Source organism: Hydrogenophaga sp. (genome assembly GCF_030373225.1).
In the GTDB taxonomy this organism is placed as follows: domain Bacteria; phylum Pseudomonadota; class Gammaproteobacteria; order Burkholderiales; family Burkholderiaceae_C; genus Hydrogenophaga.
Genome location: NZ_JAUCZG010000015.1, coordinates 44,298 through 68,031 on the forward strand (window position 1 = coordinate 44,298; position 23,734 = coordinate 68,031).

Sequence of the window (23,734 nt, forward strand, 5' to 3'; positions counted from 1 at the left end):
GCAGGCGCGACCTCAGACCGACATGCCGCCCGACACCTCGATCACCGCTCCGTTGATGTAGCTGGCCTCGTCACTGGCGAGGAAGGCATAGACGTTGGCGATCTCCTCTGGCTGCCCCAGCCGGCGCAAAGGAACGCGTTGCTCCATCTCGCTGATGACCTTTTCCGGAATGGTGGAGAGGATGGGGGTGGAGATGAAACCCGGTGCCACCGCGTTGACACGGATGCCCTTGGGTCCGAGTTCCCGGCTCCAGGTCTTGGTGAAGCCGATCACGCCGAACTTGCTGGCCGCGTAGTTGGTCTGGCCGAAGTTGCCGTAGATGCCCACCACCGACGAGGCGTTGAGGATCACTCCGCTGCCTTGCAGGACCATGCCGTCGGCCACCGCCTGGGCACAGTGGAAAACCCCGCGCAGGTTCACATCGATCACGCGGTCGAATTGCTCCAGTGTCATTTTCTGCAGGCGCGCGTCCTGCGTGATACCGGCGTTGTTCACCAGCACGTCGATGCGGCCGAAGCGTGCCATCACCTGAGCCACCACCGCGTCGACCCTGTCGCGCTGCGTCACGTCCATCACGAAGCCCGCTGCGACGGCGCCGAGCGCTTCGCACTGTTGCACAGCGGCGTCCACGTCCACCTGCCTGACATCGCAGGCGACAACCACGGCGCCTTCGTGCGCGAACTTGATGGCGGTGGCCAGGCCGATGCCCTGGGCTGCGCCGGTGATGAGGCAGATTTTTCCGTCGAGTCGTTTCATGGGATTCAGTAAACAGGCTGGTGTTGGCGGATGGCGGCCTTGACGTCTGCACCCAGCACGAACCCGGGGCCGAAGGTCTGGCTCAGTTCGTCGCACCGTTTCTCGAATGCCTCGATGCCCGTGCCGTAGATGAACTGCAGCGCGCCACCGGTCCAGGCGGGGAAGCCGATGCCGAAGATGGAGCCGATGTTGCCGTCGTGCACGCTGGTGAGCACGCCTTCGGCCAGACAACGCGCGGTCTCCACCGCCTGGCGATAGAGCAACCGGTCTTTCACGTCCTGCAGGTCCCAGGTCTGCTCCGGCCTTTCGAACATGGGTTTGAGCCCGGGCCACAGCGTCTTTCGCTGCCCTTGGGGATAGTCGTAGAAGCCGGCGCCGGCGGCCCGGCCCGCGCGGTGGAGTTCCTTCACCATGCGCTCCACCAGCAACTCCCCGGGGGTGGCGGCGTAGACCCTGCCCTCGGACTGAAAGTCGGCGCGGGTCTGGTCGAGCACATGGACCGACAGCGACAGGGCGGTTTCGTCCAGCACCGCCAGCGGCCCCACCGGCATGCCCGCCTGCACCGATGCGTTTTCAATCACCGGCGCGGGAATGCCTTCGCCAAGCATGGCCGCTCCTTCCATGACGAAGGTTCCGAAGGTGCGGCTGGTGTAGAAGCCACGCGAATCGTTCACCACGATGGGCAGCTTGCCCAGCGCCTGAACGTAGTCGTAGGCGCGCGCGACGGTTTCGTCGTCGGTGTCCTTGCCACGGATGATTTCCACCAGCTTCATCTTGTCCACCGGGCTGAAGAAGTGGATGCCGACGAATCTTGCGGGGTTGAGGCTGGCGCGCGCCAGGCCGGAGATCGGCAGGGTGGAGGTGTTGCTGGCGAAGAAGCCACCGGCGGCCAGCATGGGCTCGGCCTCGCGCGTGACGGCGGCCTTGAGCTCGCGGTTTTCAAACACGGCTTCGATGATCAGGTCGCAGCCTCGCAGGTCGGCCGTGTGGGCGGTGGGCGTGATGCGCTCTAGCAGGGCCTGCTGGTCGTGCGGGTTCATGCGACCCTGGTCGACGCGCGGCTGCGTGAGCTTGAGGCTGTAGCCCTTGCCGCGCTGCGCGTTTTCCAGGCTCACGTCTTCCAGCACGGTGTCGATGCCGCGGCTGGCCTGGGCGTAGGCGATGCCGGCGCCCATCATGCCGGCGCCCAGGATGCCGACCTTGCCAGGCTTGAAACGCGGCACATCCTTCGGGCGCGATTGCCCGCCCCGGATCGCGTTCATGTTGAAGAAGAAGGTGTTGATCATGTTTCTGGCCACCGGGCTCACGATGAGCCTGGCCAGGTAGCGGCTTTCGATGCGCGTGGCGGTGTCGAAGTCCACCATGGCACCTTCGGCCATCGCCGCCAGCGCTGCTTCCGGGGCCGGGTAGAGGCCGCGCGTCTTCTGCTTGAGCATGGCCGGCGCCACGGTCAGCATGCCGGCGATCTTGGGGTTGGACGGCGTGCCGCCAGGGATCTTGTAGTCCTTGGCGTCCCAGGGGTGCTGCGCCTGGGGGTTGGCGGCAATCCAGAGCAGCGCGGCGGTGCGAAGCGAGGCGGCCACGTCGTCGCCGTTGGCCGGCACCAGTTCGTGCACCAGTCCCAGCCCAAGCGCTTCGCGCGGGTTGAACAGCTTGCTCTCCAGGATGAAGGGCTGTGCGCCCACCAGGCCGAGCAGCCGCGTCATCTTCGTGATGCCGGTGGCGCCGGGAATCAGGCCCAGCGTGATTTCGGGCAGTCCGAGCTGGATCTTGGGGTTGTCGACCGCCACACGGTGGTGCCCGACCAGCGCCACCTCCCATCCGCCCCCGAGGGCGGCGCCATTGATGCAGCTCACCACCGGAACACCCAGCGTCTCGAGGGTGCGGAAGTTCTTCTTGGTCTGCTCGATCTCGGTGAAGACGCGGGACGCGTCGGCCGGTGTCAGGCGCATCGTGGCCTTGAGGTCGGCGCCGGCGAAAAAGGTGCTCTTCGCAGACGCGAGGACGATGCCCTTGATCAGGCCTTTGTCGCGAACCACCAGGCCGGTGGCGGTGGTGAGGTCGCGCTGCCAGTCGGCACACATGGTGTTCACCGGCGAGCCCGGCTCGTCGAAGGTGAGGGTGGCGATGCCGTCGTGCAGTTCGTAGCGGATGGTTTTCATGCTGTGGGAGTGTCTGAAATCACCGTTCGCCCTGAGCCTGTCGAAGGGCTTGCGCGGTGCATCGCATGAGGGCTTCGACAGGCTCAGCCCGAACGGTGTGGGGTCGGGGTTCGTTGCTAGATGCGCTCAACGATGGTGGCAATGCCCATGCCACCGCCCACGCAGAGGGTGGCCAGGCCATAGCGCAACTGGCGCCGGTGCAACTCGTCCACCAGCGTGCCCAGAATCATGGCGCCGGTGGCGCCCAGCGGGTGTCCCATGGCGATCGCGCCGCCGTTCACGTTCACCTTCTCGTGCGGCACGCCGAGTTCCTTCATGAACTTCATGGGCACGGCGGCGAAGGCCTCGTTCACCTCGAACAGGTCGATCTGGTCGATGTCGAGTCCAGCCTTGGCCAGCGCCTTGCGCGCAGCCGGCATGGGGCCGGTGAGCATGATGGTGGGATCGGCGCCCGAGAGCGCCACCGAGACGATCCGGGCGCGCGGGGTGAGGCCGTGCGTCCTGCCCGCGGCTTCGCTGCCGATCAGCACGGCGGTGGCGCCGTCGACGATGCCGGACGAATTGCCGGCGTGGTGCACATGGTGAATGCGCTCGACCTGCGGATAACGCTGCAGCGCCACGGCATCAAAGCCCATGCCGCCGAGCTGTTCGAACGCGGGTTTGAGCGAAGCCAGACCCTCCATCGTCGTGTGCGGCTTGATGAATTCGTCCTCGTCCAGCAGGGTCTGCCCCAGGAAGTCGGTGACCGGCACGATCGAGCCCTTGAAGTAACCGGCTGCACGCGCAGCGGCGGCACGTTTCTGCGACTCGAGCGCGAAAGCATCCACGTGGTCGCGGCTGAAGCCCTCCAGCGTGGCGATCAGGTCGGCGCCGATGCCCTGCGGCACGAACAGCGTCTCGCTGTTGGTTTGCGGGTCCTGTGCCCAGGCGCCGCCGTCGGAGCCGATCGGCACCCGGCTCATGCTCTCCACACCGCCGGCCACCACCAGGTCTTCCCAGCCACTGCGGACCTTCATGGCCGCCATGTTCACGGCCTCCAGCCCCGAGGCGCAGAAGCGGTTGAGCTGCACGCCCGAGCAGCGCCAGTCCCAGCCGGCCTTGAGTGCGGCCACCTTGGCGATCACCGAGCCCTGCTCACCAATGGGTGAGACCACGCCCATGACGACGTCGTCGACCGCGGCGGTGTCGAAGCCGTTGCGCTGTTGCAGGTGGGTCAGCACGCCGGCCAGCAGGTCGATCGGCTTGACTTCGTGCAGGCTGCCGTCTTTCTTGCCCTTGCCGCGCGGCGTGCGCACGGCATCAAATAGGAATGCTTCGCTCATGGTGTCTCCTGGGGGAAGGCGGATGCCGCGAATCAGTATAGACTTTTGCCAAGCATCTGCTTTGCAAAATTCCAATCCCCAGTCTGCCAGGTGACACCCCATGATCAAACGCACCCTGTTCAACGCCGATCACGAAGCCTTTCGCGACAGTTTTCGCAAGTTCATCGAGAAGGAAATCGCCCCGCACCACGAGGCCTGGGAAGAGCAGGGCTTTGTGGACCGTGCGGTCTGGAGCAAGGCCGGCGAAAACGGTTTTCTGTGCATGACCTTGCCCGAAGCCTGGGGCGGTTGCGACGCCGACAAGCTGTATTCGGTGGTGCAGATGGAGGAAATCGGCCGCACCGGTTTCACCGGCATCGGCTTCGGTCTGCACAGCGAAATCGTGGCGCCCTACATCCTGCATTACGGCACCGAGGCGCAGAAGCAGAAGTACCTGCCCAGGCTCGCCAGCGGCGAGATGGTCGGCGCCATCGCCATGAGCGAGCCCGCCGCCGGCAGCGATCTGCAGGGTGTGAAGTCCACCGCGATCAAGCAGGCAGACGGCAGTTACCTGCTCAACGGCAGCAAGACCTTCATCACCAACGGCTGGCACGCCGACCTGGTGATCGTGGTGGCCAAGACCGACCCATCGGCTGGTGCCAAGGGCACGAGCCTGCTGCTGGTCGAACGCGGCATGCCCGGCTTCGAGAAGGGCAAGCGCCTGAAGAAACTGGGCATGAAGGCGCAGGACACCTCCGAGCTTTTCTTTGACAACGTGAGGGTGCCGGCCGACAACCTGCTGGGCGGCGCTGCGCACGAAAACCGCGGCTTCATCTGCCTGATGGAGCAACTGCCCTGGGAGCGATTGCAGATCGCCATCGGTGCGGTGGCCGCTGCACAGGCCGCGATCGACTGGACGGTGGATTACACGAAAGAACGCACGGTGTTCGGCCAGCCCGTGGCGGCGTTTCAGAACACCCGCTACAAGCTCGCCGAGTTGCAGACCGAGGTTCAGGTGGCGCGGGTGTTTGTCGACAAGTGCTGCGAACTGGTGGCCGTGGACCAGCTCGACACCGCCACGGCCAGCATGGCCAAGTACTGGTGCTCCGACCTGCAGTGCAAGGTGATGGACGAGTGCGTGCAGCTCTTCGGGGGCTACGGCTACATGTGGGAATACCCCATCACGCGCGCCTATGCCGACGCCCGTGTGCAGCGCATCTACGGCGGCACCAACGAAATCATGAAGGAAGTGATCTCGCGCGCGATGGGCCTGGGCGGACGCTGAGGGCGCCTCCGTCGCACGACCGCAGCAGGTCGTCGATTCACCCCTGTCACCCGATAGTTCAAAAGTATCATTTGCATGCTTTTGTACTCATGAGGGTGGAAGGATGAAGAACGTCGACATCAAACAGCTGGCCTTGTTTTGTGAACTCATCAGCAGCCAGAGCCTGACCGAAGCCGCCGAGCGCATGCACATCACGCCGTCTGCCGCGAGCCAGGCCCTCACCCGCTTGCGGCAGGTGCTCAACGACGACCTGTGTGTGCGCGAGAAGAACCGATATCAGCTCACGCCCTATGCCGACGGGGCGCTGGGTGTCTTTCAGCAAATGGTCGAGCTGTGGAAGGACGTGAGCCACAGCGACTGGGTGTTCGACCCGCTCGCCTGTGACGCCCACATCATCATGTCGTGCTACGACGCCTTCGGCGAAACCGGGCTGGCCGAGCTCTACCGCAGCATCACCCGCATGGCACCCCGTCTTGGCCTGGACATCCACGCCCCGGCCAACGGGCCGCAGGACGTGGAGGCCTTGCGGGCGGGGAGTGTGGACGTGGTTTGCAGCCACTTCGAGCCGCCTGACGATGCACGCGACCTCCACATGGAGACCGTCAGGCGATTCCACCTCACCCATTGCTGCCTGAGTGTGGATCACCCGCGCATCGGCGACTCGCTCACGCTGGAGCAGTACCAGGCCGAAGAACACCTGTTGATCACCTTTCTCAAGCGCCAGGGCGGTGGTCGTCGCTCGCCGATCGACGTCGAGCTCGAGGCACGGGGTTTCGTCGCACGCAAGACAACCATCGTCAATTCCTGGCACCTCTGTTCGGAGCTGCTGGCCCGCACCGACCGGCTGGTCACGACCAGTCGGCAGCAGGCCCGCCAGCTGGAGAAGGCCAATGCCAACATCCGGTCCATCGCGCTGCCCGGCGATTTCGAATGGCCCAGCGTGCCAGTCAACATGATCTGGCACCAGCGCACGCACAACAGCAAGCCCCACCGCTGGCTGCGCATGCAGCTGCGCGAGTTCCTCTCGGCCGAATCGGACGAGGCCACGACACCAGGCGCTGTGCAGCGGGTGTCGGGCCAGGCCAGGTGCTTGCCGTGAATGCGTTGTGCCTGTTCAGGCGATCAGGCCGTCGAGTTCCTGCAGCTTGCGCACCGCCACCGGCTCGCTGATCTTGCGGCACAAGAGATCGAAGCACTCGAAGCGCACCTCGCGGAAACCGGCCAGCTGCGAGGTCGAGAGGATGCGCAGGTAGAGCCGCTTGTCCCGCGGCGACATGCCGGGCAGGTGAACACCGAGCAGCTCACCCACCAGCTTTTTCATGGCCTCCAGGCGAACCTGCTCGCGGGCCAGCTGGTTGACGTCGTTGTGCGGGGAGGTGATCTTGCGCAACCACTCGCGAAAGCCGGTGTTGAAGGCGCTGTGGGCATGCGTGGACGCCAGCAGGAAGTGTTCGAAGGGCGCCGAGGAAGGCAGATCGTTCTTGCGCCCTTGGGCACGAGTGAAACCTTGGGTTTTCATGGACTTCCTCCTTGGATCGGTTGGACGATGAGAGGAATTTAGGAGCGCCCGAGGCCCCTGTCCATGTCGCGTTTGGCGATGAAGCTTGCAGAAAACTGAATCGCCAAACCGTCTGACGGTCGCGAAATGCCGCTAGTCGCCAAGCACCTGCACAGACCTCAGCGCGAGCCCTTCGGGCGGTGCATGGTCGGCCAACAACCAGACCCGGTTGGGCTGCTGCGAGGCTTCGAGCAGCAGCTCCTTCAGAAATCGGACCGCGGCCAGGTCGAGAGCCGCAAACGGCTCGTCGATCAGGGTGAGCGCGGTGCCTGCGGCGAAGGCGGCGCACAGCCAGACCTTGCGCTTGCTGCCGGCCGAGAGCATGTACATCGGCTTGTCGATGTGCGGCTCCAGCGCAAAGCCGTTGGCCAGTTCCAGCGCGAGCGGGGCATTGAAGCCCGGGAACCGGGCACTCAGGGACGACAGCCACGCCCGCGCACTGACCGCGTCGAGGCGGTTGCTGCGAGGCTCTGTGCGAAAGACCGGCTGGTGGGTGTCTGGCGGCGTGGCGCCGCTGCCGGCGTGGTGCCAGACGATGGCGCCCTGATCGGCCTGCAGGTCGCCGGACAACAGGCGCAGCAGGGTGGTCTTGCCGCTGCTTTCTTCGCCGCAGACCATCGAAACGCCGGCGGGGATGCGCAAATTCAGGTCCTGGAACAGCGGCAGGTCGGGCCAGCTGAAACACAGGCCCCGGACTTCCAGCAAGGGAACGTCGGACGCTGGCGCCATGGCGTCAGTAACCGATGCTGTAGCGCATGCCCTGGTGATTGAGCACCGCACTGCGTGGGCCGATGGTCTCCAGCCGCAGACCGGGCGCGATGTCCTGGCCTTCCTGCACCACCTTGCCGTTGGCGATCAACATGCGCAGCGCCGGATTTTGCGAGTAGGTGGAGCCGCTCACGTTGACCGCCGGCAGTTGTGCTCGGGCTTCGGCGGTGAGCTGGCCGAACGAAGGCACGGCAGAGGGCTTTGCAACCGGCGCAGTCGCAGGCGCAGGCACGGGAGCGGCCGCAGCGGGCGCTGCCGAAGGCGCCGGCACGGCTGCCGTGGGCGCTGCGTTGGCCACCTTGGGTGCCGCCGGCGGCGCCGGTGGGGGGCGCGCAGGTGCCAGGATGGGCAGCACCGGTTCGGCCGGCGCAGCGGGGCGGCTGGCCGTGGCTGCAGGTGTGTCGGGGGATGGCGTGGCTTGCGGCGCCGGCGTCGGTGCGGCGGGTTGCGCGCTGGCCAGCGGTGGCGCGGTCTGTCCAGCGTCCGGGTTCTCTGCCGGCGTGGATGCGGTGTCCCCCGACCACCACCACCACCCTGCGAGCAAGGCCACCAGCAGCGCCGCCAGAGCCACCCCTGCGTGCCAGGGCCGAACGGTGAGGCCGGGCGCCGGCTCGCGCCGGTTCGGCGACTGGATCTGGCTTTTGAGCCCGGGCACGCGACCTTGCTCGCGCTCGGCTTCGGCCTTTTGAAGTGCGTCGAGGATGTAGGACATGCGGTTCGGGGGGTGTTCGCCGGGATGTGAATCAGGGCCTGGAGGCGAACAGCCGGGGTTCGTCGACACCACTGGCGAGGTTGACCTGCATGAAGGTGATCGGTCCGGCCACGCCGGCCGCGTCCACACCTTGTGATCGCTGAAACGCCTTGACACGCGCGTCCAGGCTGGCGGCCGATGCAGGGACGCGCCCCGCGGACTGCAGGTCGGCGATGCGCTCGCCCAGCCACAGGCCGGCCGGACCGTCGCGGCCATCCACCAGTCGGCCGCTTTGTCCGGGCGGGGTGCGCCACAGCGTGGCGAATTCGCCGCGCCAGAGATCGGCCAGCGCGGTCAGGGGCAGTCGCCAGCGCCGCTCGCCGGACTGCAGGACCAGGCTGTCGGGTGTCATCTCCGTCACCAGCGCGCGGCCGGTTCCTCTCCCCTCGGCCCGCAGCAGCAGGATGCCGGGGCGGTTGAGCTGGCGCAGACCGTTGATGGTCATGCGGTCGGTGCGGTAGCACTGGAGCTGCAGTTGCTGTGCGCTGTCGCAGGGATCGTCTTCGGTCAGGGCCTGTCCCCAGAGCGGGCCGAGTTCGCGCCAGGCAGCGGACTCGCTGGCCAGCAAGGCGGAGAAATCGGGCAGGCCGTCGATCACCGGGCGGACCGGCTCGGGCGGGGCGTCGGGCACGCCGGACGCAGGTCCTGCGGTGTCTGCCACCGGGTCCGTCGGCGCTGCCAGGGCGGCGGGCGGCGGCAGGGCGGCGACCGGCGCTGCGGTTTCCATCGATTGCCGCGCCGGTTGGGACGTGCTCCACCACCAGAACAAGGCGCCGGCCACCAGGGCGCCGCCCAGGGCGCCGGCACCGAGCGTGCCCAGCCAGGCGGGCACCGACTGCCACCGCGCAGGCGCCCGGTTCGATGGGGCCGCGACCGCTTCGCCCTCAAACACTTCGCGCGCGGCCTTGTCCACCACCGCAGCCACCACCTGCGGCGCTCCGCTGGAGTAGGCGCCCAGCAGCGCGCGGTCGCACAGCAGGTTGATGCGCCGCGGCACACCGCGGGCCAGATCGTGGATGCGCGCCACGGCCTGTCGGGAAAACGGCAGCGGACCGCGCAAACCCGCCACCTGCATGCGGTGCTGGATGTACTGCTGGGTCTCTGCCTTGTCGAGGGTGCCGAGGTGAAAGCGCGCGATCACCCGCTGGGCCAGTTGCTCGAGCTCGGGCTTGGCCAGGATGGTGCGCAGTTCGGGCTGTCCGATCAGGATGATCTGCAGCAGCTTGCGCTCGCTGGTCTCGAGATTGGTCAGCAGGCGCAGCTGCTCCAGCACATAGGGGGTCAGGTTCTGTGCTTCGTCGATGATGAGCACGTTGCGTTCGCCGCGTGCGTGGCTGGCGAGCAGGTAGGCGTTGAGCGGATCGAGGTGGTCCTTGATGGTCGCCGGCCCGATGCCCTCGTGCCTGACCTCGATGTGGAACTCGCTGCAGATCGTCTTGAGCAGGTCGCTGACGGTGAGCTTGGGATTGAAGATGTAGGCGACCCGGCAGTTGTCGGGCAGTTGCTCGAGAAAGCAGCGGCACACCGTTGTCTTGCCGGCACCGATCTCGCCGCTGAGCAACACGAAGCCGCCACCGCCGCGAATCCCGTAGAGCAAATGCGCCAGTGCCTCCCGGTGACGCTCGCTCATGAAGAGGTAGCGGGGGTCCGGTGCAATGGAAAACGGGCTCTGCTTGAGCCCGAAGAACTCGGCGTACATGCCTGTGAGCATACCGCCGCCACCGTGGACCGGCAAAGGCGCGGGGCCTGGCCGGTCCCGCGCCGCAAGCAGCGGCGGAATCAGGCCGCCAGGGCCATGGCGTGCTTGCTGCCGGCTGAGGTCTTGTTGCCGGCGCCGATCGAACATTCGATGTCGCCGGAGAGTTGGCCACCTTCTTCGATCACCACCTTTCCGTAGCGGATGCGGCCGGTCACCTTGCCGGTCGAATAGATCACCAGCTTGTTGCGCACGGTGAGGTTGCCGTCGAACACGCCGCGGATCTCGGCGATGTCGATCTCGGCCGAGCCCTTGAACTCGCCCTGTTCGGAGATCTGGATCACGCGCGAATCCATCGTGGCTTCGACCAGGCCTTCCACCACCAGCGTGTCGCAATCGGTGATCTCCACGCCCTTGAGCTTGATGTTCGGGCCGACGGTGAGTTTGCTGCCGCCTTCGGGCGCGCTGGCACCCGGGCTGGTCTGGGTGCTCGGGGTGTTGGAGGTCAGGTCCAGGTCGGGCGAGGCCTGCGAGGCCTGGGTCGATTGCGTCGGTGTGGCTGCGCTGCCGGTGCTCTGACCGTAGCGTGGTGTGGCCATGCCCTGGTTGAGGGGTTTGGGTTGATCGATGTCTCGTTTGCCAAAGTGTAATGCCATGCCAGCTCCTTCAAAAAGTGAAGCAGCCATGCTAAGTGCGACGCCGCTTACATTCGGGTCACTTCGGTAAGAGGGGTAACGAGATGAACCGTACAAGGTGTTTCATCTGCTGGCCTTGCGCTGTTCCATGTCGCGGATCAGTTCGCGAGCTTCGTCCCCTTCGGGAATCGGCCTGCCGCTGTCGCGCCACTGCACCGCATCCTTGAAACCGGCCTCCTGCGCATGCCGGCGAAACCAGACGCCCTCCGGGTTGTGGCGCGTGATGCCGTCGAACACCGTGGCCATCATCTGCGTTTGCTCCAGACCCATGCTGAGCATGACCTGGTTGATCACCATCTTGTGCATGGCCAGGTGCGAGCGCGGCACGCCGGCGATGCGCTCGGCCAGGGCCATCGTTGCCGCATCCAGGCGGTCCGCCGGCACGGCTTCGTTGGCCAGGCCCCAGGCGGCCGCGGTGCGGCCATCGATCACGTTGCCGGTGAACATCATTTCCTTGGCGCGCATGGCACCCAGGCGGTAGGTCCACATGGCGGTGGTGGGGCAGCCCCAGACCCGCGTGGGCATGTAGCCGATGCGCGCGTCCTCGGCCATGACCAGCAGGTCGCAGCACAGCGCGATGTCGCTGCCGCCGGCGACCGCCGCGCCGTGCACCTTGGCAATGGTGGGTTTGGGACTGCGCCACAGGCTCATGAAGTCCTCGGTGTTGCGCTTCATGTACGCGTAGTCGACCATCGGGTCCCAGGGGGAGCGCTCTTGCTGGCAGGGGTGATCGATCTCTCCCTGGCCGAACTGGGACAGGTCGTAACCACCACAGAAGCCCTTGCCCGCGCCTTCGACCACGATCACATGCACCTCGTCCTCGGCATTGGCCCAGTCGATCGCGGCCCGGATCTCGCGCGGCATCTCGTCGTTGATGGCGTTGAGGCGCTCGGGCCGGTTGAGCAGCAGTCGGGCCACCCGGGGCTGGGTGGCGTCCTTGTCGATGCGCAGGGTGCTGAAGGCGGGCATGTGGTGTCTCCGGAGGTTTTTCGCATGATAGCCAGCGCCCTGACAGGCTGCCACCCGAAAGGTTGCGCGCGCAACCAGTTGACGATACAGTTGCGCACGCAACAACATTGAAATGACCCGCCATGACCCTGCCTGCCCATGTTCCCGTGTTGATCGCCGGAGGCGGTCCCGTCGGCATGACCTTGTCGGCCCTGCTGTCGGCGCAGGGCATCACCAACCGGGTGATCGAGGCCGATGAGGAGTATTGCAGCGGCAGCCGCGCCATCTGCATGTCGCGCCGTTCACAGGAAATCCTGGGCTGGGTGGGGGCAGACACCGCACTGGTGGCCAAGGGTCTGAGCTGGGTCGGCGGGCGCAGCCACTGGCGCCACGACGAGGTGCTGCACTTCGAGATGCCGAGCGAGCCCACGCAGCGCTTCGCGCCCATGGTCAACATCCAGCAGTTCTACGTGGAGGAGTTTGCCCATCGCGCCGCGCAAGCCAGTGGAACCGCCCAGGTGCAGTGGGGCAGCCGGGTGACCTCGGTGAAGCCCCGGGCCGACGGGGTCGAGGTGCAGGTGAGTGCGCCCGGGGGCGTGCAGACCCTGCGCGCCGACTGGCTCGTGGCCTGCGACGGCGGGCGCAGCACGGTGCGCGACCAGCTCGGCCTGCAACTCGAAGGCACGCAGTACGACGGCAAATACGTGATCGTGGACGTGGTGCAGAAAACGCAGCGTGCGGTCGAGCGCCTGGCCTGGTTCGATCCCCCGTCCAACCCGGGATCGACCATCCTGATGCACCGCCAGCCCGACGACGTCTGGCGCATCGATTACCAGATCCGCGACGACGAGGACCCGCAGGAGGCGGTCAAGCCCGAGAACGTGCTGCCACGTGTGCAGAGCCACCTGGCCATGATCGGCGAGAACGAGCCGTGGGAGCCGCTGTGGATCTCGATCTACAACGCCAAGTGCCTGACGCTGCCGAGCTACCGCCACGGTCGTGTGGTGTTCGCCGGTGACGCGGCGCACCTGGTGCCCATCTTCGGCGTGCGCGGCCTGAATTCCGGTCTGGACGACGCCGGCAACCTGGCCTGGAAACTGGCGCGCGTGGTGCGCGGGCAATCGCCGCACGGCCTGCTCGACTCCTACTCCACCGAACGTGTGCACGCCACGCGCGAAAACATCGCCTTTGGCGCCAAAAGCACCGAGTTCATGGCGCCGCCGAACTTTGCCTTCAAGCTCATGCGCGAGGCCACGCTGCGCCTGGCCGAGGGCGATGCGCAGGTGCGATCCCTGATCAACCCGCGCCAGTCCACCCCCATCAACTACCCGGGCTCGCCCCTCAATGCGGTGCAGAGCGGCGTGTGGGCCAGCGAGCAGGCGGCGCCGGGTGCGCCGGCACCCGAAGCGCTGTTGCAGGACGAGCAGGGCCGCTTTCACCTCAGCCGCCGCTTCGGGCGTGACTTCCTCGTGCTGGCGTTCGGACCCTCTGCGCCGGCGGCTCCCCGGGTGGGCGATCTCGAGGTGCTCGCGATCGAGCCGGCGATGGACGTGTGCGGCCAGGCCTGGCAGCGCTACGGACTCACCTCGGCACAGGACACCGCCCTGGTGCTGGTGCGACCCGACGGCTACGTGATGGGCCGCTGGCACGGCCACGACCCGGCGACCCTGCTCCAGACCCTGACCACCACCGGAGTGCTCGCATGACCGAAGCCGACCTCGACCGCAGCTACAGCGCCCTGTGCGAAGCCCTCAACCGCGTGGGCGAAGACAAGGCGCCCTTGTTCCTCTCGATGCTCTGCCTCTCGCTGATCAGCCGATGGCCGCAGGCCGATGACCTGATGCCCCTGATGGAGCACGCCGAACGGCGGTGTGCGGATGAGGCTGGCCATGAGCGCTGACAACACGGACACGGCCTCGCCCGCGCTGCAGGACTTTCTCACCTGGCGGCTGCACCGGCTGGCCAAACTCACCGACCGGCACAGCAGCGACGCCTACGCCGAGCGTTTCGCCCTCGGCGTGGGCGAGGCGCGCTGCCTGGCCGCCATCGGTCAGTTCGCGCCGCTGTCGATCAAGGACCTGGCGGCCCGGGCCAACCTGGACAAGGGGCAGGCCAGTCGCGCGGCGCAGATGCTGGTGGACCGGGCGCTGGTGTTGAAGTCGGCCAGCGAAACCGACGCGCGCGGCGTCGTGCTCACCCTCACACGCACCGGGCGGACCCTGTGGAAAAAGGTCATGCAGCTGATCGGGCAGCGCAACGCCGACATCTTCGGTTGCCTCTCCAGCGCCGAGCAGCGCCAGCTCGAGGCCGTGCTGGACCGCCTGATCGCCCATGCGGACCAGCCCGGGCAGCGCCAGGGCGCCCAGTAGCCCTTCGCCCCCCGAGATCGGGGTCAACCCGTAAAATCGCGGGTTTTCCACCCACCCGCGCTCCGGGTCCGTGTCAGCCCATGAACGCTCCCGTCGACGTCTCCTTTTTCGCTCGCGCTGCCAAGCCGATCACCAGCTACCGCCCGTATTGGGCCAAGCGGTTCGGGGTGGCGCCCATGCTGCCGATGAGCCGCGCCGAGATGGAGAAACTGGGCTGGGACAGCTGCGACATCATCCTGGTGACCGGTGACGCCTACGTCGACCACCCCAGCTTCGGCATGGCGGTGGTGGGTCGTGTGCTGGAGGCCCAGGGTTTTCGCGTGGGCATCATTGCCCAGCCCGACTGGACGAGCGCCGAGGCCTTCAAGGCGCTGGGCAAGCCCAACCTGTTCTGGGGCGTGACGGCGGGGAACATGGATTCCATGATCAACCGCTACACGGCCGACCGCAAGATCCGCAGTGACGACGCCTACACGCCGGGCGACGTGGGCGGCAAGCGCCCCGACCGCGCGGCCATCGTCTACAGCCAGCGCTGCCGCGAGGCCTTCAAGGACGTGCCCATCGTGCTCGGCGGCATCGAAGGCAGCCTGCGCCGCATCGCCCACTACGACTACTGGAGCGACAAGGTGCGCCGCAGCATCGTGGTCGACAGCAAGTGCGACCTGCTGCTCTACGGCAACGCCGAACGCGCGCTGGTCGAGGTGGCGCACCGCATCGCGGCGCGCGAGCCGGTCGAACACATCACCGACGTGCGCGGCACTGCCTTCGTGCGCCGCCCCGGCGATCCCACGGCCGAAGGCTGGATCGAGATCGATTCCACCGATGTCGACATGCCGGGCCGGGTGGAAGACCACCTCAACCCCTACCTGACGACCAGCGAGCAGGCGCAGGCGCAGGGGCAGACGTGCTCGAAGGACGATGGCAATGCCGCGCCGGCAGCGGCCAATCCCGCCATCCAGCCGCTGAAGTTCGTCCCCAACCCCGCCCTGCAAAGCAAGCGCAAGCCACCCGCACGCGATCGCAGCGTGATCCGCCTGCCCAGCTACGAGCAGGTGAAAAGCGACGCCGTGCTGTACGCGCACGCCAACCGCGTGCTGCACCTGGAGACCAACCCCGGCAACGCCCGCGCGCTGGTGCAGGCCCACGGCGAAGGCGCAACCTCGCGCGATGTGTGGATCAACCCGCCGCCGATCCCGCTGACCACGGCCGAGATGGACCATGTGTTTGACCTGCCGTACGCGCGCAGCCCGCACCCGGCCTACGCCGACGAACACGGCCGGCACGACGGCGCGACCAAGATCCCGGCCTGGGAAATGATCCGCTTCAGCGTGAACATCATGCGGGGCTGCTTTGGCGGTTGCACCTTCTGTTCGATCACCGAGCACGAGGGACGCATCATCCAGAGCCGTTCGGAAGAATCGATCATCAAGGAGGTGGAGGACATCCGCGACAAGGTCGAGGGCTTCACCGGCGTGGTGTCCGACCTGGGCGGACCCACGGCGAACATGTACCGCCTGGGCTGCAAGTCGCCCGAGATCGAGGCCGCCTGCCGCAAGCCCAGCTGCGTCTACCCCGGCATCTGCTCCAACCTCACCACCGACCACGGCCCGCTGATCAAGATCTACCGGCGGGCGCGCGAACTGCGCGGCATCAAGAAGGTGCTGATCGGCTCCGGCCTGCGCTACGACCTGGCCATCAAGAGCCCCGAATACGTCAAGGAACTGGTGCAGCACCACGTGGGCGGCTATTTGAAGATCGCACCCGAGCACACCGAAGGCGGCCCGCTGTCCAAGATGATGAAGCCCGGCATCGGCAGCTACGACAAGTTCAAGCAGCTGTTCGAGAAGTACAGCGAAGAGGCTGGCAAGAAGCAGTACCTCATTCCGTACTTCATCGCCGCCCACCCGGGCACCAGCGACGAAGACATGATGAACCTGGCGGTCTGGCTCAAGAAGAGCGGCTTTCGCGCCGACCAGGTGCAGACCTTCTACCCCAGCCCCATGGCCACGGCCACGGCGATGTACCACACCAACCTGAACCCGCTCAAGGGCATCAGCCGCGATGCGCAGCGTGCCGAGCGGGTGGACATCGTGCGTGGCGACAAGCGCCGCCGCCTGCACAAGGCGTTTCTGCGTTACCACGATCCGAACAACTGGCCGCTGCTGCGCGAGGCGCTCAAGACCATGGGCCGAGCCGACCTGATCGGCAACGGCAAGCACCACCTGATTCCCACCTTCCAGCCGATGACCGATGGCAGCTACCAGAGCGCGCGCCGCAAGAACAGCACGCCCACGGGCAAGTCGGTGCAACCCGCAGCAGGCCGCCTGCTCACGCAGCACACCGGCCTGCCGCCGCGGGTGACCGGTGCCGCGCGCCCGGGTTCGCCGGTCGGAGCGGGCAAGCGCAAGCTGCGCTGAACGACCGACTCAGTTGGCGAAAGCTGGCCAGGCGATCCAGCCCAACAACGCCAGGGTGTTGACCGCGACCGTCGTCCAGTAGACCAGGCGGAACCGCCGCTTGCCCGTTTTGTGGCGCAGGATCTGTTGCGCAAACCAGGCCCCCGGCCAGCCACCCGCGAGTGCCAGCGCGTGCAGCTGGTCTTCGGGCGTGCGCTGGGTTTCGTTGAGGGCGGCGTCCTTGTCGCGCCAGTACATGTAGAACGTGCCCAGGTTGATCAGCACCACCGCGGTCAGGATCACCCAGGGAAAACGGCCCAGGCCGATGCCCACCAGCCACAGCAGCAGCCAGACCGCGATCAGCCCCAGGCCGATCCACAACGGCAGCTCTTCGCGGCGCTTCTCGCGCGGCAAGGGGGAGCGTCTGGCGGGCTTGGCAGCGGGCAGCAATTCGGCTTCGGGAGGCACCACGGGTTTGGGCGTTTCGAACGGGGCCTTCACCTCGTTGCGCAGCGGCTCCACCGACAAGGCGCGCGGCCCCTTGCCACCCACGTGGATTTCCTGGAATGTGACCGGCAGGCCTTCGCTGGGCGGCTGGTGTCCGCTGAAGTCCCTCATGTGGAAAAAGATGTCGGCCGCGGTCTGTTCGCTGCGGATGAAGCCGAACGCCTTGGCGGGATCCCAGCGGACCACGGTTCCCTGTTTTCGCATGGTGTTGAGTGATGGGTCGGTGAAAGGGCGGTGGCTTGTCAGTCCATCCCGAATGGCGCAAAATGCGCCAAACAGGAGATGTTTCATGTCCACCACCAGTTCCGCATTTTCCTCTGTCAAGTTGCCCGCCGGGCTGGTTCAGCAGGCGCGTGAGGCGGCGCAGCCACAGCGGCGTTCGGTCGCCGGGCAAATCGAGTATTGGGCCACGCTTGGACGCATTGCCGAAGAAACCGGCCTCACGGTGCAGGAGGCGCGCGAGGCCATCGCCCGCTACGATGCCGCCGCGCGGCACGCGGTGCCGGCCGATTCGCTCGACGCGATCGAGGCGCGCTTTTTGGCCGCCGAATCCAGCGGCCGCCTGGCCCAGGCGGTTCGCCAGACCGTGCAGGGCAACCGCAGCAAGGCTCCTGCCGCCCGCCGCGCGGCGTGACGCCCCCTGTCTTTTATCTGCTCGCCGGGCCCAACGGCGCCGGCAAGTCCACGCTTTACCGAGCGGCGGTGGCCGAGGGTCTGATCTAGGCCGACATCGAGTTTGTCAACGCCGACCTGTTCGAAGCAGCCGAGCTGAGACAGGTGGCCGATGCCGGGTTGCGTTCCGAGCAGGCGCGCAGTGGGCTGACCAGCGCCGCGTCACGCTGCTGGCCGCGGGCCGCTCGTTCGTGAGCGAAACCGTCTTCTCCCACCCCTCCAAGTTGCAACTCATGAAGGATGCCCAGGCAGCGGGCTTTCGCATCGTGTTGCTGCCGGTCTGATCAGGCCGCCAGCGTGTGCAGCGGAATGTCTTTCGCCACCGACAGCTGATCGAGCTGCTTGCGCGTCATGCCCTTGAGGAACGCGGCAATGGCCGCGTGCGTCTCGGGCTTGAACAGCGTGCGCATGTCGCTCACCGCCAGGCCAGCCGCTTCGCAAAGCGATGCGGCGAAATGGGGCTCGAGTGCGGCCACGGCCACACGGCCGTCCTTGCAGGGGTACACCCGGTAGCCGGCGTGGGCGCCACCCACGGCGCCGCTGGGCAGGGTCAGGCCCCAACAGCGGGGCAGGGCCAGCCAGGTGGCGGCGTCCGACAGGGCCACTTCCTGAAAAACGCCCTTGCCGGTGGCGCGCTGCACCATCACCGCCTTGAGCGCCGCCTCGCTGGCCATGAGCGCACCGCCCATGTCGGCGAACAGGGTGGCGGGCAGCTCCAGGCCGGGCACCAGCCCGGCGTCGGCGAGGTAGGTGAGGTCGTGACCGGGTTCTTCGGCGCGCGCACCGGGCGCACCGACGATGGCCACCACGCCGAGCGCGGGGTACTGCTTGTGCAGCGCTTTCCAGCCCAGGTTCAGCTTGGTCAGCGCCGAGGGCCGGAACGAGGTCAGCAGCAGGTCGGTGCGTGCCAGCGCCTTGTGGAGTGCGGCCTGTCCCTTGTCGGTCTTGAGGTCGATCGCGACGGACTTGATGCCGTCGTGCAGCGTGGCGTAGGCCTTGGGGTTGTACTGCCCCATGGGGTCGCCGCTGGTGGCGCCCTTCGGCGCGGGGGGCTCGGCCTTGAGGCAGGTCGCGCCCATGGCCTTGAGGCGCATCAGGGCGGCCGGCCCGGGCAGGTTGAGCGCCAGGCTGAGCACGCGCACGCCGCGCAGGGGTCTGAGGGCGGGGGCAGGGCGGGTGGTGGGGGTCATGCGCGCATCCGGTGGGTGGGGTCGCTGCACTGTACTGCCGTGTCGCTCGCAGCCAACGCAAACGGGCGACAGGCTCGCCCGTCCAGACCGCGCCACCAGGGCTCAGCGGCGCCCGAAATCGAGCGGCAGACCCACGTAGTTCTCGGCCAGCGAACGCGACAGGGCTTCGGAGTGCACCAGGTAGTCGAGCTCGGCCTCCTGCACCTTCTGGCCGAAGCCCGCGGTGTCGGGGAACTGGTGCATGAGCGTGGTCAGCCACCACGAGAAGCGCTCGGCGCGCCACACGCGGGCGAGCGCCTGCTGCGAGTAGTGGTCGATGCCGGCGCTGGACTTCTCGAGGTAGTGGTCGATGAAGGCGCTGGAGAGGTACTTCACATCGCTGGCCGCCAGGTTCAGGCCCTTGGCGCCGGTGGGCGGCACGATGTGGGCCGCGTCACCGGCGAGGAACAGCCGCCCGAAGCGCATGGGCTCGGCCACGAAGCTGCGCAGCGGCGCGATGCTTTTTTCGATGCTCGGGCCGGTGATCATGCGCTCGGCCATCTCGGGGTCGAGGCGCCGGCGCAGTTCGTCCCAGAAACGGTCGTCGCTCCAGGCCTCGACCTTGTCGTCGATGGGGCACTGCACGTAGTAGCGGCTGCGCGTGAGGCTGCGCATGGAGCACAGGCCGAAGCCGTGCTCGCTGTTGGCATAGACGATGGCATGCGTGGACACCGGCGGCACATCGGCCAGCACGCCGACCCAGCCGAACGGATAGACCTTCTCGTACTCGGTGATGGCATCCCTGGGCACGCTGGCACGGCATACACCATGAAAACCATCGCAGCCGGCGATGAAGTCGCACCTGACTTCGTGCGTCTGGCCGTCCTTCTCGAAGCGCACCACCGGGTGGTCGGTGTCGAAGTCGCTGACCGCCACGTTGGCGGCGCTGTACATGGTGGGCAGGCCGGCGGCGCTGCGCGCGTCCATCAGGTCGCGCGTCACCTCCGTCTGGCCGTAGGCCGTGACCACCTTGCCTCCGGTGAGGCCGTGCACGTCGATCGGATGGCGCGTGTTCTTGAACACCAGCTCGATGCTGTGGTGCACCGTGCCCTCGCTCTTGACCCGTTCGCCCACGCCGGCCTCGGCCAGCAGGTCCACCGTGATCTGCTCCAGGATGCCGGCGCGGATGCGACCCAGCACGTAGTCGCTGCTCTGGCGCTCGATCACGATGTTGTCGATGCCGGCCTTGTGCAACAGCTGGCCAAGCAGCAGGCCCGACGGGCCGGCGCCGATGATGGCGACCTGGGTTCTCATGATGTTGTCTCCTGATGGGAATCGGCAAGCGTAGAAAGCCCGCGCCCGCAACACAACCAGGCGCCGCCGAGCTTGCGCGATGATCGGACAGTTTGTGCGATCACCGCGCAATAAGGCGTGTCCGTTGCATACTCTCGGCATGAACGCACCCGAACACGCCATGGCCAAGGCGGATTTCATCGAAGGCATGGCCAAGGGCATGGCGGTGCTGGAGAGCTTCGACACCCAGCGCCAGCGGCTCAACGCCACGCAGGCGGCCGAGCGGGCCGGTCTCACGCGCGCGGCCGCGCGGCGCCACCTGCTCACGCTGGCGCACCTGGGCTATCTGGAAACCGATGGCAGTCACTACTGGCTCTCGGCCAAGGTGTTGCGCTTCTCGGGGAGTTACCTCGCGTCGGCGCGTCTGCCGCGCCTGCTGCAGCCCACCCTGAACCGGCTGGCCGCACTGACGCGCGACTCCTTTTCGGCGGCCGTGCTCGACGGCGACGAGGTGGTGATCATTGCGCGCAACGTGTCCATCGGTGGACAGCGGCTCATGGCCTACGGGCTGCACCTGGGTGCGCGCCTGCCCGCCCACGCCACCTCGACCGGCCGCGTGCTGCTGGCCGCCATGCCGCGAGCGGAATTCTCTGCCTGGCTCAAGGGCCGCGAACTGCCTCGCCTGACGCCGCACACCGCGGTGGACCACAAGGCCTTCAAGGCCTTGATCACCGAGGTGCGCAGCCAGGACCTGGCGGTTGCGCGCGAAGAGCACGAGCTGGGGGTGTTTGCGCTGGCGGTGCCGCTGCGCAACATGCAGGGCAGGGCGGTGGCGGCGCTCAATGTGGTGTCGTCCGCCGAGCGCATGGACTCGCCGCAGTTCCAGCGCGACATGCTGCCGCTGCTGCAGGACGCTGCGCGCGAACTGCGGCCCCTGCTCTAGACGCCCAGGTACTGTTCCAGCAGCTCGGGCTGGGCGATGAGCTGCTCGGAGCTGCCTTCGAACACCACTTCGCCCTTGACCAGGATCACGTTGCGGTCGGTGATCTGGGTGACGTGTTTCCAGTTCTTGTCCACGATGATGCTGCTGATGCCGCTCTCGCGGATCAGGCCGCAGATTCGCCAGATCTCGCGAGCGATCAGGGGTGCCAGTCCTTCGGTGGCTTCGTCGAGGATGAGCAGGTCGGGGTTGGTCATGAGCGCGCGCCCGATGGTGAGCATCTGCTGCTCGCCGCCACTGAGCTGCTGCCCGCCGTGGTTCAGGCGCTCGGCCAGGCGCGGGAAGGTCTCCAGCACACGCTCGAAGGTCCAGTCGCGCTGTCCTTTGGTGCCCGCGCGCGCCGACATGACCAGGTTCTCGCGCACGCTGAGGTTGCCGAAGATGCCGCGGCCTTCGGGCACATAGGCCAGGCCCAGGCGGGCGATTTCGAAGGTGGGCGCACCGGTCATGTCGCGGCCCTTCACATGCACCGTGCCGCCGCTGGGCTTGACGATGCCCATGATGGACTTGAGCAGCGTGGACTTGCCCATGCCGTTGCGGCCCATCAGGCCGATGGTCTGTCCCTCGCCGACGCTGAAGTGAATGCCGCGCAGGATGTGGCTCGCACCGTAGTGGGTGTTGAGTTCCCTGGCTTCGATCAAGGCGCTCATGAATGCTCTTCCCCGAGGTAAGCCGCCTGCACCGCCGCGTCTGCGCGCACCTCGGCCGGCGTGCCGCTGGCGATCACCTGGCCATTGACCATCACGGTGAGCTGGTCGGCCAGCGTGAACACGGCGTCCATGTCGTGTTCCACCAGCAGGATGGCGTGGTCCATCTTCAGGCGCAGCAGCAGCGCCACCATGCTCTCGGCCTCGGCCTGGCCCATGCCGGCCAGCGGTTCGTCGAGCAGCAGCACGGTCGGTTCGGTGGCCAGGGTCATGGCAATTTCGAGCTGGCGCTGCTCGCCGTGGCTGGTGGTGCCCGCCACGACGCTGGCGCGGCCGGTGAGGCCGGCGAGTTCCAGCGCACGTTCGCAGCGCTGGTTCACCGCGCCCATGGCACTGGCCGAGCTCACCCAGCGCAGCGGGTTCCACGGCGCGTGCCGTTCGCGCGACTGGGCGGCCAGGCGCACGTTGTCCCACACGGTGAAGGGCAGGAAGATGTTGGTCTTCTGGTAGCTGCGGCCCAGGCCCAGGCGAGAGATCTTCTCCGGGCTCTTGCCGGCCGTCTCGACACCGTTGAGCGTGATGCGTCCCGAGCTGGGCGGCAGGTCGCCCGAGAGCAGGTTGGTCAGTGTCGACTTGCCCGCGCCGTTGGGCCCGATCACGGCATGGATGCGGTCGCGGTGCAGGTCCACCGACACGTCGTTGACAGCGGCCAGACCGCCGAAGCGCTTGGTGAGGTTGCGGGCAGAGAGCAGAAGCTCGTTCATGTCTTCTTCTTCTGTTCGGTGAACCGCTCCAGCAAGCCCAGCAGGCCGCGCGGCGCGAGCACCACCACCAGCACGATGAAGGTGCCCATGAGCAGTTGCCAGTGTTTGGTGAGGTCCTTGAAGAAGTGCATCACGTATTCGAACGCGAAGGCGCCCACGATGGCGCCGGCGAAGTTGCCCATGCCGCCGAGGATGACCATCATGATGGCGTGCGCACTCATGTGAAAACCCATCAGCTCGGGGTTCACGTAACCGGTTTGTGCGGCCCACAGGAAGCCCGCCACACCGGCCAGCGCGCCTGCGAGCGTGAAGGCGGCAAGCTTGTAGCCGAAGGTGCCGTAACCCACGGCGCGCATGCGGTGCTCGTTGACGCGGATGCCGGCGAGCACGCGGCCAAACGGCGAGAACAGCAGGCGGCGCAGGAACGCGTAGACCAGCACCAGCAGCAGCAGCGTGAAGTAATAGAAGGTGATCTTGTTGTCCAGATCGATGCCGGCCCAGCCGAACAGCGAGGCATCGGGCCGGAAGTTCACGTACACGCCGTCCGATCCACCCAGGGCCTTGTTGTCGAAGAACAGGAAGAACACCATCTGCGCGAACGCCATGGTGACCATGATGAAGTAGATGCCGTGGGTGCGAACCACGAAGAAACCGATGATCAGCGCCGCCAGGCCCGCGCCCAGCACGGACGTGGGCAATGCCCACCACAGGCTGATCGGCGCATCGGCCGGCGTGAGGAAGGCCAGCGCGTAGCCGGCCAGACCGAAGTAGGCCGCGTGCCCGAGCGAGACCAGGCCGCTGACGCCCTGCAGCAGGTCCAGGCTCATCGCGAAGATCGCCAGGATCATCATCTGCGAGAGCATCTGCAGGTAGAACTCGCCACCCGTGAGCGGGATGAGCGGAAACGCAGCGAGCGCGATGGCACCCAGCAGCAGCATGGCCTGGATGCTGCGCGGCAGCCTCTCGAGTTGGGCTTTGGGCGAACTCATGGGGTGGC

At 66.9% G+C, this 23,734-nt stretch carries 23 protein-coding genes; 8 read left to right on the forward strand and 15 right to left on the reverse strand.

The window, feature by feature from the left end:
* Positions 1-12: 12 nt before the first annotated feature.
* From fabG to QUV35_RS10365, 3 genes are all read right to left on the reverse strand, one after another.
* The gene (fabG, locus tag QUV35_RS10355) at positions 13-756 is read right to left on the reverse strand and encodes a 3-oxoacyl-ACP reductase FabG (protein ID WP_300873387.1); all 744 of its coding nucleotides are present in this window, start codon (positions 754-756) and stop codon (positions 13-15) included.
* Between the two features lie 5 nt (positions 757-761).
* Entirely contained in the window at positions 762-2,918 is a 2,157-nt protein-coding gene (locus QUV35_RS10360; protein ID WP_300873390.1) for a 3-hydroxyacyl-CoA dehydrogenase NAD-binding domain-containing protein, read from the reverse strand.
* Between the two features lie 116 nt (positions 2,919-3,034).
* Entirely contained in the window at positions 3,035-4,240 is a 1,206-nt protein-coding gene (locus QUV35_RS10365) for an acetyl-CoA C-acetyltransferase (RefSeq protein WP_300873392.1), read from the reverse strand.
* Positions 4,241-4,340: 100 nt separating this feature from the next.
* On the opposite strand from QUV35_RS10365, the gene QUV35_RS10370 reads away from it, so the two are divergent.
* The gene (locus QUV35_RS10370) at positions 4,341-5,504 is read left to right on the forward strand and encodes an acyl-CoA dehydrogenase family protein (RefSeq protein ID WP_300873394.1); all 1,164 of its coding nucleotides are present in this window, start codon (positions 4,341-4,343) and stop codon (positions 5,502-5,504) included.
* A gap of 103 nt (positions 5,505-5,607) precedes the next feature.
* A complete protein-coding gene (locus tag QUV35_RS10375) occupies positions 5,608-6,603 on the forward strand; it encodes a LysR family transcriptional regulator (RefSeq protein WP_300873395.1) in 996 nt (331 codons plus the stop codon).
* Between the two features lie 15 nt (positions 6,604-6,618).
* Here QUV35_RS10375 and QUV35_RS10380 read toward each other — a convergent pair whose 3' ends face one another.
* The 6 genes from QUV35_RS10380 to QUV35_RS10405 form a co-directional block, all read right to left on the reverse strand.
* Entirely contained in the window at positions 6,619-7,023 is a 405-nt protein-coding gene (locus QUV35_RS10380) for a hypothetical protein (protein WP_300873397.1), read from the reverse strand.
* A 132-nt stretch (positions 7,024-7,155) separates the two neighbouring features.
* Entirely contained in the window at positions 7,156-7,791 is a 636-nt protein-coding gene (locus tag QUV35_RS10385) for an ATP-binding cassette domain-containing protein (RefSeq protein WP_300873399.1), read from the reverse strand.
* Positions 7,792-7,795: 4 nt separating this feature from the next.
* A complete protein-coding gene (locus QUV35_RS10390) occupies positions 7,796-8,542 on the reverse strand; it encodes a general secretion pathway protein GspB (protein ID WP_300873401.1) in 747 nt (248 codons plus the stop codon).
* A 31-nt stretch (positions 8,543-8,573) separates the two neighbouring features.
* The gene (locus tag QUV35_RS10395; protein ID WP_366945416.1) at positions 8,574-10,292 is read right to left on the reverse strand and encodes an AAA family ATPase; all 1,719 of its coding nucleotides are present in this window, start codon (positions 10,290-10,292) and stop codon (positions 8,574-8,576) included.
* 68 nt (positions 10,293-10,360) lie between these two features.
* Positions 10,361-10,933 (reverse strand): polymer-forming cytoskeletal protein, encoded by a 573-nt coding sequence (locus QUV35_RS10400; RefSeq protein WP_300873403.1) that lies wholly within the window; start codon positions 10,931-10,933, stop codon positions 10,361-10,363.
* A gap of 102 nt (positions 10,934-11,035) precedes the next feature.
* Positions 11,036-11,941 carry a crotonase/enoyl-CoA hydratase family protein gene (locus tag QUV35_RS10405; RefSeq protein ID WP_300873405.1) on the reverse strand — a complete coding sequence of 302 codons (906 nt, stop codon included), beginning with the start codon at positions 11,939-11,941 and terminating at the stop codon, positions 11,036-11,038.
* A 122-nt stretch (positions 11,942-12,063) separates the two neighbouring features.
* On the opposite strand from QUV35_RS10405, the gene QUV35_RS10410 reads away from it, so the two are divergent.
* The 4 genes from QUV35_RS10410 to QUV35_RS10425 all read left to right on the forward strand — a co-directional run bounded on the left by QUV35_RS10410 (position 12,064) and on the right by QUV35_RS10425 (position 16,706).
* Positions 12,064-13,626 (forward strand): FAD-dependent monooxygenase, encoded by a 1,563-nt coding sequence (locus tag QUV35_RS10410; protein ID WP_300873407.1) that lies wholly within the window; start codon positions 12,064-12,066, stop codon positions 13,624-13,626.
* A complete protein-coding gene (locus tag QUV35_RS10415) occupies positions 13,623-13,820 on the forward strand; it encodes a hypothetical protein (RefSeq protein ID WP_300873409.1) in 198 nt (65 codons plus the stop codon). Before QUV35_RS10410 ends, QUV35_RS10415 begins: the two co-directional genes overlap by 4 nt.
* Positions 13,810-14,289, forward strand: coding sequence for a MarR family winged helix-turn-helix transcriptional regulator (locus QUV35_RS10420; RefSeq protein ID WP_300873411.1), 480 nt, complete (start codon positions 13,810-13,812; stop codon positions 14,287-14,289). The genes QUV35_RS10415 and QUV35_RS10420 overlap by 11 nt, the downstream gene beginning before the upstream one ends.
* 80 nt (positions 14,290-14,369) lie before the next feature.
* Positions 14,370-16,706 carry a YgiQ family radical SAM protein gene (locus QUV35_RS10425; protein ID WP_300873413.1) on the forward strand — a complete coding sequence of 779 codons (2,337 nt, stop codon included), beginning with the start codon at positions 14,370-14,372 and terminating at the stop codon, positions 16,704-16,706.
* A gap of 9 nt (positions 16,707-16,715) precedes the next feature.
* Here QUV35_RS10425 and QUV35_RS10430 read toward each other — a convergent pair whose 3' ends face one another.
* Positions 16,716-17,396 carry a cold shock and DUF1294 domain-containing protein gene (locus tag QUV35_RS10430; protein ID WP_300873415.1) on the reverse strand — a complete coding sequence of 227 codons (681 nt, stop codon included), beginning with the start codon at positions 17,394-17,396 and terminating at the stop codon, positions 16,716-16,718.
* 85 nt (positions 17,397-17,481) lie between these two features.
* Between QUV35_RS10430 and QUV35_RS10435 the strand changes: the two genes are divergently transcribed.
* Entirely contained in the window at positions 17,482-17,826 is a 345-nt protein-coding gene (locus tag QUV35_RS10435) for a hypothetical protein (protein ID WP_300873417.1), read from the forward strand.
* A gap of 322 nt (positions 17,827-18,148) precedes the next feature.
* Here the strand turns inward: QUV35_RS10435 and QUV35_RS10440 are convergent, their stop codons facing one another.
* Both QUV35_RS10440 and pobA read right to left on the reverse strand, forming a co-directional pair.
* Positions 18,149-19,054, reverse strand: a complete 906-nt coding sequence (locus QUV35_RS10440; protein WP_300873419.1) for a CoA transferase — start codon at positions 19,052-19,054, stop codon at positions 18,149-18,151.
* A 102-nt stretch (positions 19,055-19,156) separates the two neighbouring features.
* The gene (gene pobA / locus QUV35_RS10445; protein WP_300873421.1) at positions 19,157-20,347 is read right to left on the reverse strand and encodes a 4-hydroxybenzoate 3-monooxygenase; all 1,191 of its coding nucleotides are present in this window, start codon (positions 20,345-20,347) and stop codon (positions 19,157-19,159) included.
* Between the two features lie 139 nt (positions 20,348-20,486).
* On the opposite strand from pobA, the gene QUV35_RS10450 reads away from it, so the two are divergent.
* A complete protein-coding gene (locus QUV35_RS10450; protein WP_300873423.1) occupies positions 20,487-21,269 on the forward strand; it encodes an IclR family transcriptional regulator C-terminal domain-containing protein in 783 nt (260 codons plus the stop codon).
* On the opposite strand, the gene QUV35_RS10455 is transcribed toward QUV35_RS10450, so the two are convergent.
* The 3 genes from QUV35_RS10455 to QUV35_RS10465 are packed head-to-tail and all read right to left on the reverse strand — an operon-like array spanning position 21,266 to position 23,726.
* Entirely contained in the window at positions 21,266-21,976 is a 711-nt protein-coding gene (locus QUV35_RS10455; protein ID WP_300873425.1) for an ABC transporter ATP-binding protein, read from the reverse strand. The genes QUV35_RS10450 and QUV35_RS10455 overlap by 4 nt on opposite strands.
* The gene (locus tag QUV35_RS10460; protein WP_300873427.1) at positions 21,973-22,737 is read right to left on the reverse strand and encodes an ABC transporter ATP-binding protein; all 765 of its coding nucleotides are present in this window, start codon (positions 22,735-22,737) and stop codon (positions 21,973-21,975) included. Before QUV35_RS10460 ends, QUV35_RS10455 begins: the two co-directional genes overlap by 4 nt.
* Entirely contained in the window at positions 22,734-23,726 is a 993-nt protein-coding gene (locus QUV35_RS10465) for a branched-chain amino acid ABC transporter permease (RefSeq protein ID WP_300873429.1), read from the reverse strand. Before QUV35_RS10465 ends, QUV35_RS10460 begins: the two co-directional genes overlap by 4 nt.
* Between the last annotated feature and the right edge of the window lie 8 nt (positions 23,727-23,734).